The following is a 15,910-nucleotide window of genomic DNA, read 5'->3' as shown; positions in this document are numbered from 1 at the left end:
CCCTCAACTTGCCTCCCAGCGCCGGATGACATCGGCATGCTTCTGAGGATGCATGAAAACGAAGTTGGTCTGGACCGTTTCCTCGGTAACCTCTGGGCAGGGTATCAAGGCATCGGAGGCCTCTTCGGAGAACATCCACGCCTTGTAACCGTACCGAGCCAGTGAATCGAACACGTCGTTGGGATGATATCCGAACTCGCGAGACCACTTTCGCAGCAGCTCCACGAGGATGATCGGAGTATGTGCCAGCGTCGCCTCTCCTCCCTGGAAGACCATCAGCTCCGCACCCTCGACATCGACCTTGATCAGCGTCGGCACCTTGCCGCTGCTTGCACAGAAGGCGTCGAGCGTCGTGGTCCTGCACCTGACTTCCTGGATCGGCGCACGCCCCCTGGACTGGCCGGCCAGTTTCAGCGAAGTCGCACCGGACACGTCCTCGACGAAGATGAAGCTCAACTCGTCTTCCTTGTTGTAAATGCCCATGCGAACGGCCTCGACATTGTCGAGCCGATTCAGTCTGACATTCCGCTCCAGCACCGCCACCGTGCTGGGGATGGGCTCGAAGGCATAGAGGCTCGCACCGGGGCATTGCTTGCCGAGAACCAGCGAATACCAGCCCAGATTGGCACCGATGTCGAAGAACACGTCGCCGTCACGGAAAACCGACTTGAGGAATGTAGTCTCGCTGGTTTCGTAACTCCCGAACCCCAGCAGCGCGTATGGCGTGGCATGCAGGTCCACTGGGTCGACGAACATCGAGATGCCATGCGCCACGGAACTGATGGTCACCCCGTCCGCAGTGATCTGAATGGCGCCCACATCCGTGTTGGCCATGAACGCCGGGTAGTCGAAAAGGCTCGCGTGGCGGTGATTGATCTCCTCCACATACTCGAGCTTGGACGTTTCGCCCGAGAGGAATTTTTGCCTTGCCGAAAGCAGGTAGTTCTGCGAATTGCCATTCATGGCGGAAACCTTTTGTTCAGGAAGGAATGAAGTAGCGCAACGTTCTCTTGAACCCCACCTCGGGCATGATGCCGGGACGCCACCCCAGCTGCTCCATTCTGGCCAGGTTGAAATGGCCGCTGGAGCGGAACTCGGCTTGTCGATCGGGACTGGGTGGTGGGCGTCTCACCTGGATGCCGGAATGCGGGGACAGGCTCGCGACCAGCTCCGCGAGTTCGAAGATGGTCATTTCGTGATCCATCCCGACGTTGTAGGCCTTGCCCGCCTCGCCTCGCAGCAACAGGATCAGAAATGCGGCAGCGGCATCCGAGACGTAGCAGAACGGCCGGCTGCTGGTTCCGTCGCTGTTCAGCACGATATCGCGCCCGGCCAGAGCATCCGCCACGAAATCGGCGAACGAACGTCCATCGTCCAGCGCAACACCGGGGCCATAGGTGTGCGAAATGCGAGAGATGACCGTCTCCACCCCGTACTGCCGGTGGTAATCGGCGCAGAGCGTCTCGCCCATGCGCTTGCCTTCGCCGTAACAGGCGGAAGGATCGAGCGGGTCCAGCGTGCCGAAGTCGGTCTCGCCAATAGACTCCTTGCTGTCGCCATTGCCATAGACGGCGCCGCTGCTCATGAACAGCAGACGGCCCCCGGTCCGCTTCGCCAATTCCAGCAGGTTCAAAGTGCCCACCACGTTCGCCCTGGCCGTGCCAACCGGGTCCCGCAGGTAGTACTTGGGGCTTCCGGCACTGGCCGCGTGCACGATGTAGTCGGCCCGTACCAGCCCAGGAAGGGGGTCGCACACATCCTGGATCAGCGGAATGAACCAGTGCTTCCCCATGAGATGGGGAAAGCGCTGTTCCAGCTTCTCCCGGTGCCGTGCTAGCGCGTGGATGTAGACCGGAGACTCCGGCCAGCGCTCGCTGAGCCAGGCGAAGAACTCGACCAGGTACGCAGCCAGAAAGCCTGTAGAGCCCGCGATGACCACATGCTTGCCTGCGAAGCGCTGCCAATCCTCACCCAGGGAAAAGAGTGTCTCCATGTCCTCGGTGATCACGGAGTGACGCTTGATGACCTGCTCGCCCATTGTCACCCCCATGTCAGGCCCTCCTCGCCAGCACGCCCAGCACCTCGCTTCGGGTCCAGCCGATGTCTACCGGGAGGTGGAGACTGTCCACCACCTGAAGCCCGAGCCGCTCCAGCATCCGGCACAACGCCGTTTCGTTATAGAAATTGACGTGCTCGTGCCAGTGGCGTTTCAACGGCGCGAGGCCCTTGCTACCCGGGTTTTCTCGTACCAGGGCCTCATGCGGAACCTCCAGGTAGAGCAGCGTCTGCGGGCCAATGGCAGGAAGCATTCGACGGACCAGCTCGAGCGGGGACGGCACATGTTCGAGCACCTGGCTGCACGCCACCAGATCGTACTTCTGCTCGCCTATCTGCTCGACATCGACCCGGCATGCGCCCTGCAACAGGTCTACGCCGGAAATGTCGTGAATATGCAGAAGACTGTTGCGTTTCAGGAATGGACTGTTGATGCCCGTGTCACCACCCCAGTCGAGCACAGCCGGAGCCTCGGGCAGGTGCGGCGCTAACCAGGCCTCGACCTCCGCGAGGTAGTCCGCGCGTTGCTCATAGTGCGCGACCACCGCGGTGTAGCCCGGCTCGTAGCTGATGCGCTCGGAGTTGTAGGCCTCGTCGCGGTAGTTCCGATAGAGGGCCGTCATCTGCTCGTCGGTGAAGCGGTAGTCGAGGAACAACGCGCCACAATTCTGGCACTGCAGCGAATTGCACAGGGTATAGGCCATGCCCCGACGCAGATCGCGCAGGCCCCACTCCTCGGTGATCTCCACCGGCTCGTGGCCGAATACCCGGTGGGCGACGAAAGGCATCAGCACCGCGGACGACTTGTCCAGGCGGTCGCCGCCACAGCAGATGCACTGCCGGGCGATCAGTTCGCGATTCACCATGTGCTGCGTCCCCCGTCGACGACCAGATTCGCACCATTCATATATGAAGAAGCATCCGAGCAGAGGAAGGCGATCGCGCCCCGGTACTCGTCGGCATCAGCCATGCGGCCGAGTGGAATCAACTGGGTCAGCTTGCTCACGAAGACATCGTTTTGCCCTGCATAGACACCACCGGGAGAAAGCGCATTGCAACGCACCCCCTGCTCGCACCAGTAGGTCGCCAGATACTTGGTCAGGCCGACCAGCCCGTGCTTGACGACCGAATAGGTCACCGGCTTGACCGGCTGCTGCTCGGGCTCTCGCCCTTCTACCCGGTAGAGACGCTGATCCGGAGCGATCACGCCAAGGTCGGAGGCGATATTGACGATCACGCCGGCGCCCTGCCGGGCCATCTGCACACCGAAGACCTTGGCGCAGTTGAAGGCGCCGCCCAGGCCCACATCCAGGTCCATCTTCCATTGCTCCCAGGGGAAATGCTCGAGCCGGGAAAAATCACGGTCGCCGGCACTCTCCACCTTGGGGTTGCGTGCGGCATTGTTGATCAGGATATCGACCTGCCCATACCGTGCCATGGTCTGTTCGAAGGCATTCGACACCGCGTCCAGATCGGTGATATCGGCCACCAGCGCCAATGCCTCACAACCGACTTCGCGAGCCAGCCTGGCAGCATTGCTGGCGAGCCCATCGGCGTTGATATCGATCAGCACCGGCAAGCCGCCGAGGCCGGCGACCGTCGCCGCATGCTGGTACCCGAGCAGGCCGGCGCCACCAGTGATGACGGCCACGCGCCCGTCTAGCCGGAACAGGCTTTCCGTACTAGCCATGGATGTCCACCTCGCTCAGCAAGACTTCCCGCCCCTCGCGCAGCGAGCGCAAGGCTGCCAGCGCCAGGCGGAGGCTCTGCACACCATCCAGCAGATCGACCACCGGACGAGAGCCCTGGGCGAGGCAGTCGAGAAAATGCCTGGCCTGGGCCAGGAACATGTCGTTACGCACGAACCCCGGGAAATCATCCTGCTCGCAGAGCGCTCCTTCCGCATCATGGATACGCAGACGATTGGCCAGGAGGTCTATCTCGGCAAAGCCGGCGTCACCGACGATTTTCAGCGTACGGACCGGAGGACGCTGGAGAAAATCCTGGTGCAGCAGGATGGGGAAACCACCACCGGGGCCATCGCTGCGCATCAGCGACGACGCCGTATCCTCGACATCCACTTCCAGGCCACTGAGCTGGCCTCCATGGGTGACGATGCTGCGCGGCAAGCCAAACAGCCAATAGATCAGGTCCATTTCATGGATCTGCGACAGGATCACCCCACCGCCCTGGTCGGCGCGTGCGGCGTACATCTGCCGGTAGTCCTCGTAGCGATGCCAGTTGGGCAGGTACTCGCCGATCTCCGAACGCACACTGAGCAGGCGACCGAAGAAACCCGTCTCGACCAGCGCCTTGAGGCGCTGCAGGCCAGGGTGAAAGCGGAAGTTGTAGCCAACATGGAACAGCAGATTGCGCGCCTTCACCTCGGCCACCAGCTCCGCCAAGCCATCCAGATCGCTGGCCAAGGGCTTTTCCATGAACACGGGAATGCCGGCGCGAACGCACTCGAGGGCCACCGGTACATGCAGTGCATTGGGGTTGCAGACGAACACGGCGTCTGGCCGCTGCGCCAGGGCAGCCGCCAGATCATGGTGAACCTGGATCTGATAGTCCCGCTCGAGGTCGGCGCCCTCGTCGATCGTCAGATTGTCGCGCAGCTTGATACGCTGGCCACGCACCCGATAGGCGTGCACCTGAAGATCATCGCCGAGCAGCTGACGCAGGTTGCGCAGATGGCGCTGGCCGATGCCACCGAGCCCACAGAACAGAATCTTCAAGATATCTCTCTCTTCTGGTCGCAGAGTGCCCTGCCTCTTAACCATTCCTCGGCGAGGCGCGCCATGCCGGCAAGCCAGGCAGTCTCGTCACCCGGCTCGCCGCGAGCCACCTGGAGGACGAAGTCACCCGCGTATCCGTACTGAATCAGCAACTCGTGCAGGCTGCGGAAATCGGTATCGCCCTGGCCGAGCGGCACTGTGCTGCCACCATGGCGACGGTCCTTGATATGGAAGCTGCCGATGCGCTCGCCGTAGGCGGCGAACTCCTGCGCCGGCGGGTAGCCGAGCGAGGCACTGTTGCCGGCGTCGTAGTTGACCTTCACCAAGGGATGATCGAGGCGCAGCAACAGCGCACGAAATGCCTCGGGAGAGAGGTCGGTTTCCAGGTGAAGCTCGACGGCATGCCGCTCGGCATGTGGCAGGACCTGATTCAGATTGGCGACCACCTGCTCGAATTCGTCATCGCTGCGGATGCTCGACGCATCCACGAACGGCAACACGATGCGCCCCACACCCATCTCCGGGCAGATGCTCAATAGCCACTCCATACGCCGCAGCAGATCGGCATTCTCCACCTCTGAGCAACGCAGCAGCGGACGGTCCATGAAGTAGTCGGCGCAGATGGAAACCACCGCGACGCCATGTTTCGCCAGCAGGTTGCGTAGCTCACCGCGGCCAGCTTCAGTCTCGAGCGGATTTTCACCCTCGCCGTAGAGATCGTAGATCCACTCGATGCCGCGCAGGCCTGCCTGCGCCGCCCTCTCGATCTCGCGGCGCCATCCCTGACGGGGGAAGGACTGGAAGCGACCTTCCTCCGGCGCGCCCAGGCGGCCCTGCATGGTGTACAGGCCGGCGTCGGCATAGCGATTCAGATAGTCGCTCATGTCACTCTCCCACCAGCGGGATAAGCATGTTGGCGCGCAGCTCGTCGCGCTCGAGGAACGGGAAGAGATCCTCCAGCGGGCTGGAAACCATCGCGCCGTTCTGGCCGATCTTCGAGGTGACGCGCGGGCCGATGGCCTGGTCGGGCTGGACCATGACCTCGCACACCACCGGTCCCTCGACAGCCAGCGCCTCCTCGATGCCAGCCCTCAGGTCGCTTTTGCCGTCGATGCGTAGAACCGGCAGGCCAAAGGCCGCCGCCAACGCCGGGATGTTCGGCAACGTGAGGCCCGAGGTGGGGTCGCAGCCGATGGTCTGCTTGAAGTACCCGCCCTGGGACGCACGGATCGAGGCATAGCCATTGTTGTTCAACACGAAGTACTTGATCGGCAGGCCCAGCCGGCGCACCACTTCGAGCTCCTGTATGTTCATGACAAAGCCGCCATCGCCATCCACCGACACGGTTCGCCGGCTGCCGCTGCCCAGGCAGCCGCCGATGGAGGCCGGCAGGCCGTAGCCCATCGAACCCAGTCCGCCAGTCGCCACCGCGCGCTGGCCGCGCTTGAGGCGCACGGACAGCCAGAAGGTATCCAGCGCCGCCCCGGAACTGCCGGGGATGATCTGATCCCCCTCGGCCAGCGCTTCCGACAGCGCCTCGGTGAACACATAGGTGTTGACGTATTCGCCGGCCTGGCGGTACTCGGGCAGGACCACCGGATAGGCCGCCTTCCAGGCCGCGCAACGCTCGCGCCACGCCTGGCAGTCCAGCCGATCCGTGCCCATGGCCTCGCGCAGCCGCTCGACGAAAAGCCGGGCATCGCACACGAATCGCTCGTCGGGCATGTCGCCCAGCTTGGCGATCTCTGCCGGGTCGATGTCCACTACCACGATCTCCGCCGCCCGGGCGAACTGGCTGCGGTCGAAGCCGGTGATGGAGAAGTCCATCCGGCAGCCGATGGCGAGCACCAGATCGGCGTTCTGCACGGTGAAGTTGGCCCCGCGCTGAGCCACTGTGCCGCAACGGCCTGCATACAGAGGGTGGTCATACTCCAGCAGGTCCGCACCGATCCAGGTGGTCTGGGTAGGGATGCCGAGCGCCTCGATCAGCTCACGGGTCTGCTGCTCCGCGCCAGCCGCATGGACGCCATTGCCGACCAGCAGCACCGGCCGCTGTGCGCTTCGCAGGCGTTGCACCAGTCGCGCCAGCGATTGCTGGTCGACAGGGTCCTGCTGCTGGCGAGCCTCCGGCACGTAGCCCTGCAGTTGCGACGGGTCGATCTCCGTGGCCTGCACATCCAGTGGCACATCAAGCCAGACCGGCCCCTTGCGTCCACCGAGCATCAGATGTAGGGCCTTCTCCAGCTCATAGCGCACACGCAGGGGATCGAGCAGGCAGACGGCGTACTTGGTCAGCGGGGTTACCACGCTGACGATGTCCAGCTCCTGAGTGCCGAGCTGACGCAGCCCGGTATTGCCCTTGAGGTCGGCACGCTTCACCTGCCCGGAGATGAACAGCGCAGGAGTCGATTCGAACCAGGCACCGGCAAGACCGGTGATGGCATTGGTAGCCCCCGGCCCCGATGTGACCAGACAAGCGCCGAAGCGCCCGGAAGTGCGTGCATAGCCTTCTGCGGCAATCGCCGCACCCTGCTCATGCAACATGCTCACGGCCGTCAGGCGCGGCTGGCGATACAGAGCGTTATTGAGGTGCATAGCACCGCCGCCAGGCAGGAAGAACACATGGCCGACGCCCTGATTGGCGATGAACTCGAAGATGTAGTCAGCAACGCGCATAGGGTGGCTTACTCGGCAATAGGCTGCTGTGGAAGACGGGCGGCAGGTACGGCGTACAGGACCAGATCCCAGCCTTCGGCGAGGTGCGGGCAGAGGGTGAAGTGGTAGTCGGGATAGTAGTCGTGCAGCTGCAGCAGCACGCTCCACAGGTGGTTCTGCTCGTGGTAGACGCACACCGCGATCGCCGGATGCTCCTCGGCGATCAGTCGCCGCCCGCCTGCCAGGCACTGAGGCTCGAACCCTTCGATATCGATCTTGATGAAGGTCGCGGGGGCTATTCGCGCACTCAGATCATCGATGGTGGTGATCTGCACGCGCTCGCTGCCACGGCCTACCCGGCTGGCAGCACCACTGCTGTCCTCGATGAGGATTTCCCCGTTGCTGTCGCCGATTGCCAGCGGGTAGGCGTAAAGGCCTCGCGCCTCGCCCCCCAGCTTCTCGAGGTTCTCCCGCAGATCGGCGTAGTTGGCCGGGGAAGGCTCGAACGAATGGATTTCTCTATAGCCTCGACCGCTCTCTAGATAATCCGCTACCGAATCGCCATTGAACGCGCCGATGTCGTAGAGCACCTCGTCGGCCCGATCACTGCTGAAATGCCCGTCGAAGTAGATCTCCAGCGGCGAGGCAGGCGGCAACAGATCATGGTCGAGCGACAGCCGCCACTCGACATGATCCACGAACAGCTGCCGCGACGCGTCGTCGCCCAGCAGGGAAAACGCGCGGCGGACCTGATCGGCCTCGGCCACCACCTTTTCCGGCAGATCCAGGGAATAGTGCGGCAGGAAATGCTCGGGATGGCGCCAGGCCAGATGGCCGAACAGCGCGATGCGGTCGAACCCCAGTGCCCTCAGCGGCGCGAGCCGATCCGTCATGCGGTCGGTGATGTGACCACTCCAGATCGTGCAGATGACGGACGGCAGCGCGCCACCGCTCCGCTCGGCCAGCTGCGCCGGGCTCATCACCGGGATGGAGTCGATCAGGGTGCCCCACGCCGCCGGGTTGTTGTCGATGAACGCCTCGGGCGTGAAGCCCATCCGCTTGAGCACCGACTGGGTCTTGCGCCCCAGGTGGCTTGCGCCAAAAAGCACAAATGGACGATCCAGGTCGCCGATCAACCGCTCCAGGGTATGCGCCTGACGATCTCTTATCGACTCCAGCGATTCGCTCAGCAAGGCGTCCAGTCGCGCACTCAAGCCCATGGTTTCCATGGCCGCTTCCTCATAGTGATTGCAAGTAGGTCAAAGCCGACCAGAAACCGGCTCCATGGTCCTTGTGGCCCTGCCAGACTTCCGGAATGAAGCTGACATGGGGATGCTTCTTGATACGCGCCCAGGTGGCCGGCCAGTCGATATCGCCGGTCCCCATCAGCACGCCTTCGCCATTGGTGCCCTTGGCGTCGGCCACGTGCAGGTGCGCCGAGTGGGGCAACAGCAACTCCAGCGCAGCCTGGAAATCCAGGTTGAAGTGGAAGCAGGTCATCTGCAGATGCGACAGGTCGAGGCACAGGCGCAGGTCATGCTCCCGGGCCTGGGCCGCCAGCTCTTCGGGCATCATGAAGATGTTCTGGTGGCGCTGGCCACCGAAGTGCCAGGGGAACGGCGCCATGTTCTGCGGGATCAGCTCGGTACCGGCGAAGTCGATACGCGCACAGGCTTCGTGGAAACGCTCGTACAGCGCCGGGCGCATCGCCAGCGGTCGAGGCTCGTCGGCCGAGAAGCCGCCGATGTTGGCGACGATCAGCCGGGCATCGGCCCCGGGGAAGAACTCGCCGATCTGGAGCGTGGCATCGACCACGCGCTGCAGATTATCGATGGAACGCTGGCGGTACGAAGGGTCATCCGAGGCCAGGTCCAGCAGCTCGCTGTTCTCGAACAGCTCGGGGGCGTGCACGACCAGTCGCGAGCAGTCCACTTCGGCGAGGAAAGGCTGTGGCTTGAGGCCCAGATCGCGGTACGACAGGTGGAACTCGTACAGGTCTGGCTCGATCCGCCGACGGTAGTCGAGGAAATCGTGATAGCGCACCGGGACACCCCAGCGGATCGGTAGCTCGAAAGAAAGCGCCGTCGCCAACTGCTGCTCGTCGAGATCGCTGTCGAACAGAAAGTCACCCTGGGCGATGTGACGACCCGCCGGCTTACCCAATAGTTCGGGCAGGCGATATGGAGGCAACCCCTGACCGGGGCTGGCCACGCGCAGCATGCTCTCGTCGAGAACGGTGCCTTGGGCGATGTCGCGCGATGCGATGACGCTCTTGCCGAGGTTCTCCCGGTTGAGCAGCTCGCCCTGGCTGGCATGACGACCGGGACCCTGCCATGGCAGAGCCAGCTCCAGCTGCCGGATACCGTCCACCAGCTGACGGAACTCCTGTGGCTCCAGGCTGGCCAGATGGTCTGGCCCCTCCATGCCTCGGTCCAGGGTAATGTGGCGCTCCACCAGCTTGGCCCCCAGCGCCACCGCGCCCAGGGTGATCGCGATGCCGCGCTCGTGGCCCGAATAGCCGATCAGACCGTGCAGCTCCTGCAGCCGACGCAGGTAGCCGAGCTGAATATCGGCTTCGGGCGCCGGGTAGGCGCTGTTGCAATGCAGCAGGGCGAACGGCACTCCGAGCGCGTTCAACTGCTCGATGGCACGCATGATCTCGTGTTCGAAAGACATACCGGTGGAGAGAATCAACGGCTTGCCGAGGCTGGCCGCCTTGGCAATCAGATAGGGATTGCAGAGGTCGGCCGAAGCGATCTTCAGCGCCGCGACATCGAAGCTTGCCAGCGCATCCACACTGGGTTCGTCCCAGGGCGTACACAGGTAGCTGATGCCTCGCTCGGCGCAATAGGCACGCACCTGTCGATGCTCGTCCAGGCTCAGCTCGACCTTGTCCAGCAGGTCCTGGATGTACTCCACCCCCAGATCCTCGGCTCGCGAGCCATCGGCCTTGCGTCTGTACAGTGCCTCACGGTTGCGCAGCTGGAACTTCACGCAGTCGGCGCCGGCCTCGATGGCTGCATCCACCAGCCGCCTGGCCAGCTCCAGAGAGCCATTATGGTTATTGCCGGCTTCGGCGATGACGAAGACACGCTCGCCGCCGACTGGAATGCCGTCTAGAAGAAAGGAGGTCATTGGATTTTCATTCGCCATGAAGTTACACCGCAGGACTCGAAACGGAAGTTCTGGGTGTGGCACCCCAACTCGCGCACCGTCTGTACCACCCGTTGCCGATGTTGTGGCTGTACGTAAAAGAGGAAGAAGCCACCGCCTCCGGCGCCCAGCAGCTTGCCACCGAGTGCACCGGCCGACAGGGCCGCCTCGTAGATGTCGTCGAGGCGGCCATGGCTGATGGCCGAGGAGAAGCGCTTCTTCAGTTGCCACGCCTCATCCAGGCACCTACCGAAGTCCCGTAACTCGCCACGAATCAGGTAACGGTGCATGCGCCGGCAGAGGGCCACGCTGGCGCTGAGCAGCTCGGTCTGCGACGACTCGGCTTCGATCTCTTCACGCTGCAATTCGTGCAGACGCCCCGAGTCGTGGGAAATCCCCGTATCGCAGAGCACCAGGCAGGACTCCAGTTCGTTACGAATCGCATCCTCCAGCCGGATCGGATGAACCAGGTTGCGCTGATTCTCGAACTCGATCAGGTTGAAGCCGCCAAAGGCCGAGGCGTACTGATCCTGCCAGCCTCCAGCAATGCCGAAACACAGGCGCTCCGCCTGGAAGGCCAGCTCGGCAATCTCGTAGGTGCTCCAGCGGTCCTGGCGCAGCTCGTTGAATGCGGCGATGGTGGCAGTCGTCGCTGCAGAAGAGCCGCCCAGACCTGAACCCACCGGAAAGTCCGACCGCAGGTACAGATCGAATCCGTACTTGGGTTTTATCACCGCAACGATGGTCGCCAGGAGGCTCTTGTCGGCGGCGACTAGCAGCTCGGCGATGGAGGCGTAGTGCTCCTCGTGCCCCAGATCCTCGGAGAAGATTCGGATCTGCTCATCGTCGCGTGGCACCAGGGTGGCGTGGGCATACAGGCCTACGGTGCAGCTGAGCACGGCTGCTGGATGATCGATGAAGAAGTAAGTGAGGTCTGCGCCACCGCCACAGAAGCTCATCCGCACGGGCGCCCTCGCACGGGCCAGCACCGGCGCCTCGGCGCTGGCAGCCATCTGCCGAGTAAACACCTCCACCAGGCGACCTTCGGGGTCCAGCCCAGGCAGAGCGTTGTAGCCGAGGTCGAAGGCCTTCAGCAGATCCTCACGCGGAGTGTCGACCGCCACGGCCCGAAACTCGCGATTCATGCAGGCGGTTACCGGTTGGTCGGTCAGCCCACCCTGCAGCAGGTAGCGCCGTACGTCGCCGTTGGTGACCACGCCCTGCAGGCGCTTGTCGTCGGACACGACAAAGGCGATCTGCAGATTTCCCGATTCGATGCATTCGATGGCATCGAGAATCGTCTGCTGCACGTCGATGGAGAGTTCCTTCACCAGCAGGCTCATCTTCCGACACTCCCCGTGAAATCAGTCTTGAACGCATCCAGCGAGTCCGGCGTACCGATGTCCACGAACGCGCCCATGTACTCGCAGATGCTCAGCCGCTGCTGCCGGATCAAGGCAGGCAGCAGATCTTCCTCCATCGAACAGGGCTCGACAGCTACGGCAGCCAAAGCGTCAGACGCGAAGCCGTAGACGCCAGCACTGACCCATCCGCCACCCACCTGGCCCTTTTCCTCGAAGCCAAGCACCTTGCCGTCAGCGGAGTGCCGCACGCTTCCGTACCGCGCACGATCATCGACATATGTCACGACCAGCACCTCGCCTTCGGCCTGCATGGCCAGCTGATAGGCTCGGGACTCGAGGAAAGTATCGGCGTTGAGGACGAGGTAGCGTCCTTCCGGCGGTACTTCTCGCAACGCGTTCAGCAGCGCGCCTCCGGTCCCCATCGGGGCTTCTTCGACCACCAGCTCCAGCATCAGGCCCGATCCGGCTTCCAGTTCGGGCAGCAGCGTGGCCAACTGATCGGCGCGGTAATGTGCGCAAAGCACGCCACGTCGAATGCCCGCCTCCCTCAACTGTGCCAGGACCAGCGCCAGAAAAGGCCGGCCATGGATATCGGCCACTGCCTTCTGCGAGTCGCTGATCACGGAGCGCAGACGGGTACCGAAGCCTCCGCAGAGGATGTACGCGTCCATCAGGCTCTCAACCCGAAGAAGGATTCGAGGCACCTCGCGACATGTTCCAGGTGTTCCTCTCCCAGGCCAGGCCATACGCCTATCCAAAAGGTATCGTTCATTATCTTGTCGGTGACCGTCAGCTCGCCGGATACCCGGAAGTTACGCCCCTGCATGTACGGCTGGCGAGTCAGATTGCCGGCGAACAGCAGGCGGGTACCAACGCCTTGAGCGTCGAGGTAACGCAACAATTCGACACGACGGATACCGCTGCTGTCGCGCAGAGTCATCGGATAACCGAACCAGGACGGATCGCTGTTCGGCGTAGCCTGAGGCAGGATGAGAAAATCGCTGCATCCGGCGAGGCGCTGGGTGAGCCATGCGAAGTTACGCTTGCGCGCGGCGATGAAGTCATCGACGCGATCCATCTGAGCCAGAGCGCAGGCGGCCTGCATGTCGGTGATCTTCAGGTTGTAGCCCAGGTGCGAATACGTGTACTTGTGGTCATAGCCCTCTGGCAGCTCCCCCAGTTGCCAGCAGAAGCGCTTGCCACAGGTATTGTCCTCTCCTGGTGCGCAATAGCAGTCGCGCCCCCAGTCGCGGAACGACTCGATGATCCGCTTCAGCATCGGGCTGTTGGTGAAGACGGCGCCCCCCTCCCCCATGGTGATATGGTGCGCGGGATAGAAGCTGAGCGTGCCGATGTCGCCAAAGGTTCCAACCATCTGGTTCTGATAGGTCGCGCCCAGCGCATCGCAGCAATCCTCGATCAGCCACAGACCGTACTTGTCGCAAAGCGACCGAACCATGCCCAGGTCGAATGGGTTGCCCAGGGTATGGGCCAGCATGATGGCTTTGGTCTTGGGGCCGATGGCCGCCTCGATCTTGCGCGGATCGATGTTGTAGGTTGGCAATTCCACATCGACGAATACCGGCACGGCACCGAACTGCAGGATTGGATTGACCGTGGTAGGGAAGCCGGCAGCGACTCCGATCACTTCGTCGCCGGGCTTGATGGCCCGATCGCCCAGTCGGGAAGAAGTCAGCGCGGAAAATGCCAGGAGGTTGGCTGACGATCCCGAGTTGGTCGTGAGCACGCAACGACGACCGAGGTACTTGGCCAGTCGCTTTTCGAAGGCCTCGTTGAAGCGGCCGGTGGTCAGCCAGCCATCCAGCACGGCCTCTGTCATTGCCTGCAACTCAGGCGCACCCAGCACCTTGCCTGAGGGGGGAACAGTTCCCTGCCCCGGAACAAACGGAGCAGGAGCCATCTGCAGCTCCGCGTACCGGCCGACCAGGTCGGCTATCTGTTGGCGCAGTTGCGCCGCCTGGTCAGTCATACCAACTCTTCCTGATAATCCAAGATCTGCGAGCAGGTAAACGCCCGCATATCACTACCGTTTAGCCAAGCCTTGTGCCAGTCGAAGGTCCGTTTCAGCGCCTGCTCCAACGTCCAACGTGGCTGCCAGCCGAGATGCCGTCGCGCCTTGGAGGCATCCAGCGACAGCAGTCCGGCCTCGTGCACCCCTTCGACCTCATCGATCATCCAGCGACCCTCGCCAGGCCAGTGACGAGCCATCTGTTCCACCAGTTTGGCCACGGTAACCACATCATCCGCATTCGGACCGAAGTTCCAGGCCGTGGCCACATCCTCCCCGCGCTCCACCAATGCCTGGGCCAGGCAGAGGTAGCCATAAAGTGGTTCGAGTACGTGTTGCCACGGGCGTACGGCCCGCGGGTGACGAAGGATCAGAGAGTCGCCTGCCTGCCAAGCACGCAGTATGTCCGGCACCAGTCGATCGGGGGACCAATCTCCGCCACCGAGCACATTCCCGGCACGAGCCGTGGCCAGAGCTACGCCCGCTTCCCGCAAGAACGAGTCACGCCAAGAGGCGCAGAGCACTTCGGTACAGGCCTTGCTACTGCTGTAGGGGTCATGTCCGCCCAGCGCATCGTGTTCACGGTAAGGCCAAAGCCACTCCTGGTTCTCGTAGCATTTGTCGCTGGTCACCACCACTACCGCACGCACCGATCCACAATGGCGAACGGCCTCGAGCAGATTGACCGTTCCCATCACATTGACCGAATAGGTATCGGCAGGTGTTCGATAGGACTCGCGCACAAGCGGCTGGGCAGCCAAGTGCAGAACGATCTCCGGCTGGAAGGCCACAACCGCATCCACCAGGCGCGCTGAGTCGCGTATATCGGCCAGGTCGCCCGGGATCAACTCGTGCAATCGAGTGGCATCCCACACGGCCTGCACCGTACTCGCAGGCAGGGCATAGCCCCGAACCTCAGCCCCCAGCTCCCGCAGCCAGAGCGCCAGCCATCCGCCCTTGAAACCGGTATGCCCCGTCAGGAAGACGCGACGACCGGCCCAGAATGCGGGGGTCACTGCCATAGCCGCCACTCCGCCTGGCCGCTTTTCCAGCGTTCCTCTAGCAGTGTGCGGTCACGCAGGGTGTCCATCGGCTGCCAGAAGCCACGGTGCAGGTGACTCATCAACTGCCCCTCCTCCGCCAGGCGGCGCATCGGCTCATACTCCCAGGTGGTGTCATCGCCTTCGATGTAATCGAACACCCCGGGCTCCAGCACGAAGAAACCACCATTGATCCACCCGCCGTCACCCTGGGGCTTTTCTTGGAACCCATGGACCCGATCACCCTGAACGTCCAGCGCACCATAGCGACCGGGCGGCTGTACGGCTGTCACTGTTGCAAGTTTGCCGTGCTGACGATGGAAGTTGATCAACTGAGGAATATCGATGTCCGAAACGCCGTCGCCGTAGGTAAGACAGAAAGTCTCATCGCCGACGTAGTCACGAATGCGTTTGAGCCGCCCGCCAGTGGCAGTGCTCTCTCCGGTATCGACCAGGGTCACCCGCCACGGCTCGGCATGTCGGTTGTGGATGTGCATGCGGTTTTCCGCCATGTCGAAGGTCACATCGGACATGTGCAGGAAATAATTGGCGAAATATTCCTTGATCACATAGCCCTTGTAGCCGAGGCAAATCACGAAGTCGTTGATACCGAAGTGCGAATAGATCTTCATGATGTGCCAGATGATCGGCTTTCCGCCTATCTCGATCATCGGCTTGGGCCGCAGGTGAGACTCTTCACTGATACGAGTGCCCAGCCCGCCGGCCAGAATAACTGTTTTCATAGATTCGCCCAGATCGCGCACAGAGGCCGACAATTTATTGACCTTTTCTCAAGCAGAGCAAAACCCATGCCGCATGAGAGTTGAAACGTAGTCTCTGCATCCTCCTTATGCATACGGCCCTTCCCTGCTAGAC

At 62.6% G+C, this 15,910-nt stretch carries 14 protein-coding genes; all 14 read right to left on the bottom strand.

What is annotated here, in order from left to right:
* Positions 1-3 precede the first annotated feature (3 nt).
* Genes IB234_RS18250 through rfbF form a run of 14 tightly spaced genes read right to left on the bottom strand, consistent with a single transcriptional unit; the run spans position 4 to position 15,777 of the window.
* Positions 4-963 (bottom strand): FkbM family methyltransferase, encoded by a 960-nt coding sequence (locus IB234_RS18250; protein ID WP_192320554.1) that lies wholly within the window; start codon positions 961-963, stop codon positions 4-6.
* A gap of 16 nt (positions 964-979) precedes the next feature.
* On the bottom strand, positions 980-2,050 hold the full coding sequence (locus tag IB234_RS18245) for an NAD-dependent epimerase/dehydratase family protein (RefSeq protein WP_192320552.1): 1,071 nt from the start codon (positions 2,048-2,050) through the stop codon (positions 980-982).
* 1 nt (position 2,051) lies between these two features.
* Positions 2,052-2,921, bottom strand: coding sequence for a class I SAM-dependent methyltransferase (locus IB234_RS18240; RefSeq protein WP_192320549.1), 870 nt, complete (start codon positions 2,919-2,921; stop codon positions 2,052-2,054).
* Positions 2,915-3,745 (bottom strand): SDR family oxidoreductase, encoded by an 831-nt coding sequence (locus tag IB234_RS18235; protein WP_192320547.1) that lies wholly within the window; start codon positions 3,743-3,745, stop codon positions 2,915-2,917. The genes IB234_RS18240 and IB234_RS18235 overlap by 7 nt, the downstream gene beginning before the upstream one ends.
* Positions 3,738-4,793, bottom strand: coding sequence for a Gfo/Idh/MocA family protein (locus tag IB234_RS18230; RefSeq protein ID WP_192320545.1), 1,056 nt, complete (start codon positions 4,791-4,793; stop codon positions 3,738-3,740). Before IB234_RS18230 ends, IB234_RS18235 begins: the two co-directional genes overlap by 8 nt.
* Positions 4,790-5,677 carry a sugar phosphate isomerase/epimerase family protein gene (locus IB234_RS18225; RefSeq protein WP_192320543.1) on the bottom strand — a complete coding sequence of 296 codons (888 nt, stop codon included), beginning with the start codon at positions 5,675-5,677 and terminating at the stop codon, positions 4,790-4,792. Before IB234_RS18225 ends, IB234_RS18230 begins: the two co-directional genes overlap by 4 nt.
* A 1-nt stretch (position 5,678) precedes the next feature.
* Positions 5,679-7,469 (bottom strand): thiamine pyrophosphate-binding protein, encoded by a 1,791-nt coding sequence (locus IB234_RS18220; RefSeq protein ID WP_192320541.1) that lies wholly within the window; start codon positions 7,467-7,469, stop codon positions 5,679-5,681.
* 8 nt (positions 7,470-7,477) lie between these two features.
* Positions 7,478-8,677 carry an FkbM family methyltransferase gene (locus IB234_RS18215; RefSeq protein ID WP_192320539.1) on the bottom strand — a complete coding sequence of 400 codons (1,200 nt, stop codon included), beginning with the start codon at positions 8,675-8,677 and terminating at the stop codon, positions 7,478-7,480.
* 10 nt (positions 8,678-8,687) lie between these two features.
* Complete coding sequence (locus IB234_RS18210; protein ID WP_192320536.1) at positions 8,688-10,583, bottom strand: N-acetylneuraminate synthase family protein; 1,896 nt, start codon at positions 10,581-10,583, stop codon at positions 8,688-8,690.
* Positions 10,580-11,944, bottom strand: coding sequence for a CBS domain-containing protein (locus IB234_RS18205; RefSeq protein ID WP_192320534.1), 1,365 nt, complete (start codon positions 11,942-11,944; stop codon positions 10,580-10,582). The genes IB234_RS18210 and IB234_RS18205 overlap by 4 nt, the downstream gene beginning before the upstream one ends.
* Entirely contained in the window at positions 11,941-12,636 is a 696-nt protein-coding gene (locus IB234_RS18200) for a sugar phosphate nucleotidyltransferase (protein ID WP_192320532.1), read from the bottom strand. The genes IB234_RS18205 and IB234_RS18200 overlap by 4 nt, the downstream gene beginning before the upstream one ends.
* Positions 12,636-13,955 carry a lipopolysaccharide biosynthesis protein RfbH gene (gene rfbH, locus IB234_RS18195; protein WP_192320530.1) on the bottom strand — a complete coding sequence of 440 codons (1,320 nt, stop codon included), beginning with the start codon at positions 13,953-13,955 and terminating at the stop codon, positions 12,636-12,638. Before rfbH ends, IB234_RS18200 begins: the two co-directional genes overlap by 1 nt.
* Positions 13,952-15,016, bottom strand: coding sequence for a CDP-glucose 4,6-dehydratase (rfbG, locus tag IB234_RS18190; protein ID WP_192320527.1), 1,065 nt, complete (start codon positions 15,014-15,016; stop codon positions 13,952-13,954). Before rfbG ends, rfbH begins: the two co-directional genes overlap by 4 nt.
* Positions 15,007-15,777, bottom strand: coding sequence for a glucose-1-phosphate cytidylyltransferase (gene rfbF / locus IB234_RS18185; protein ID WP_192320525.1), 771 nt, complete (start codon positions 15,775-15,777; stop codon positions 15,007-15,009). Before rfbF ends, rfbG begins: the two co-directional genes overlap by 10 nt.
* Positions 15,778-15,910: the final 133 nt, after the last annotated feature.

This window comes from Pseudomonas sp. PDM16 (assembly GCF_014851865.1).
Taxonomy (GTDB): Bacteria; Pseudomonadota; Gammaproteobacteria; order Pseudomonadales; family Pseudomonadaceae; genus Aquipseudomonas.
This window is presented reverse-complemented; position numbering and strand designations above follow the sequence as displayed.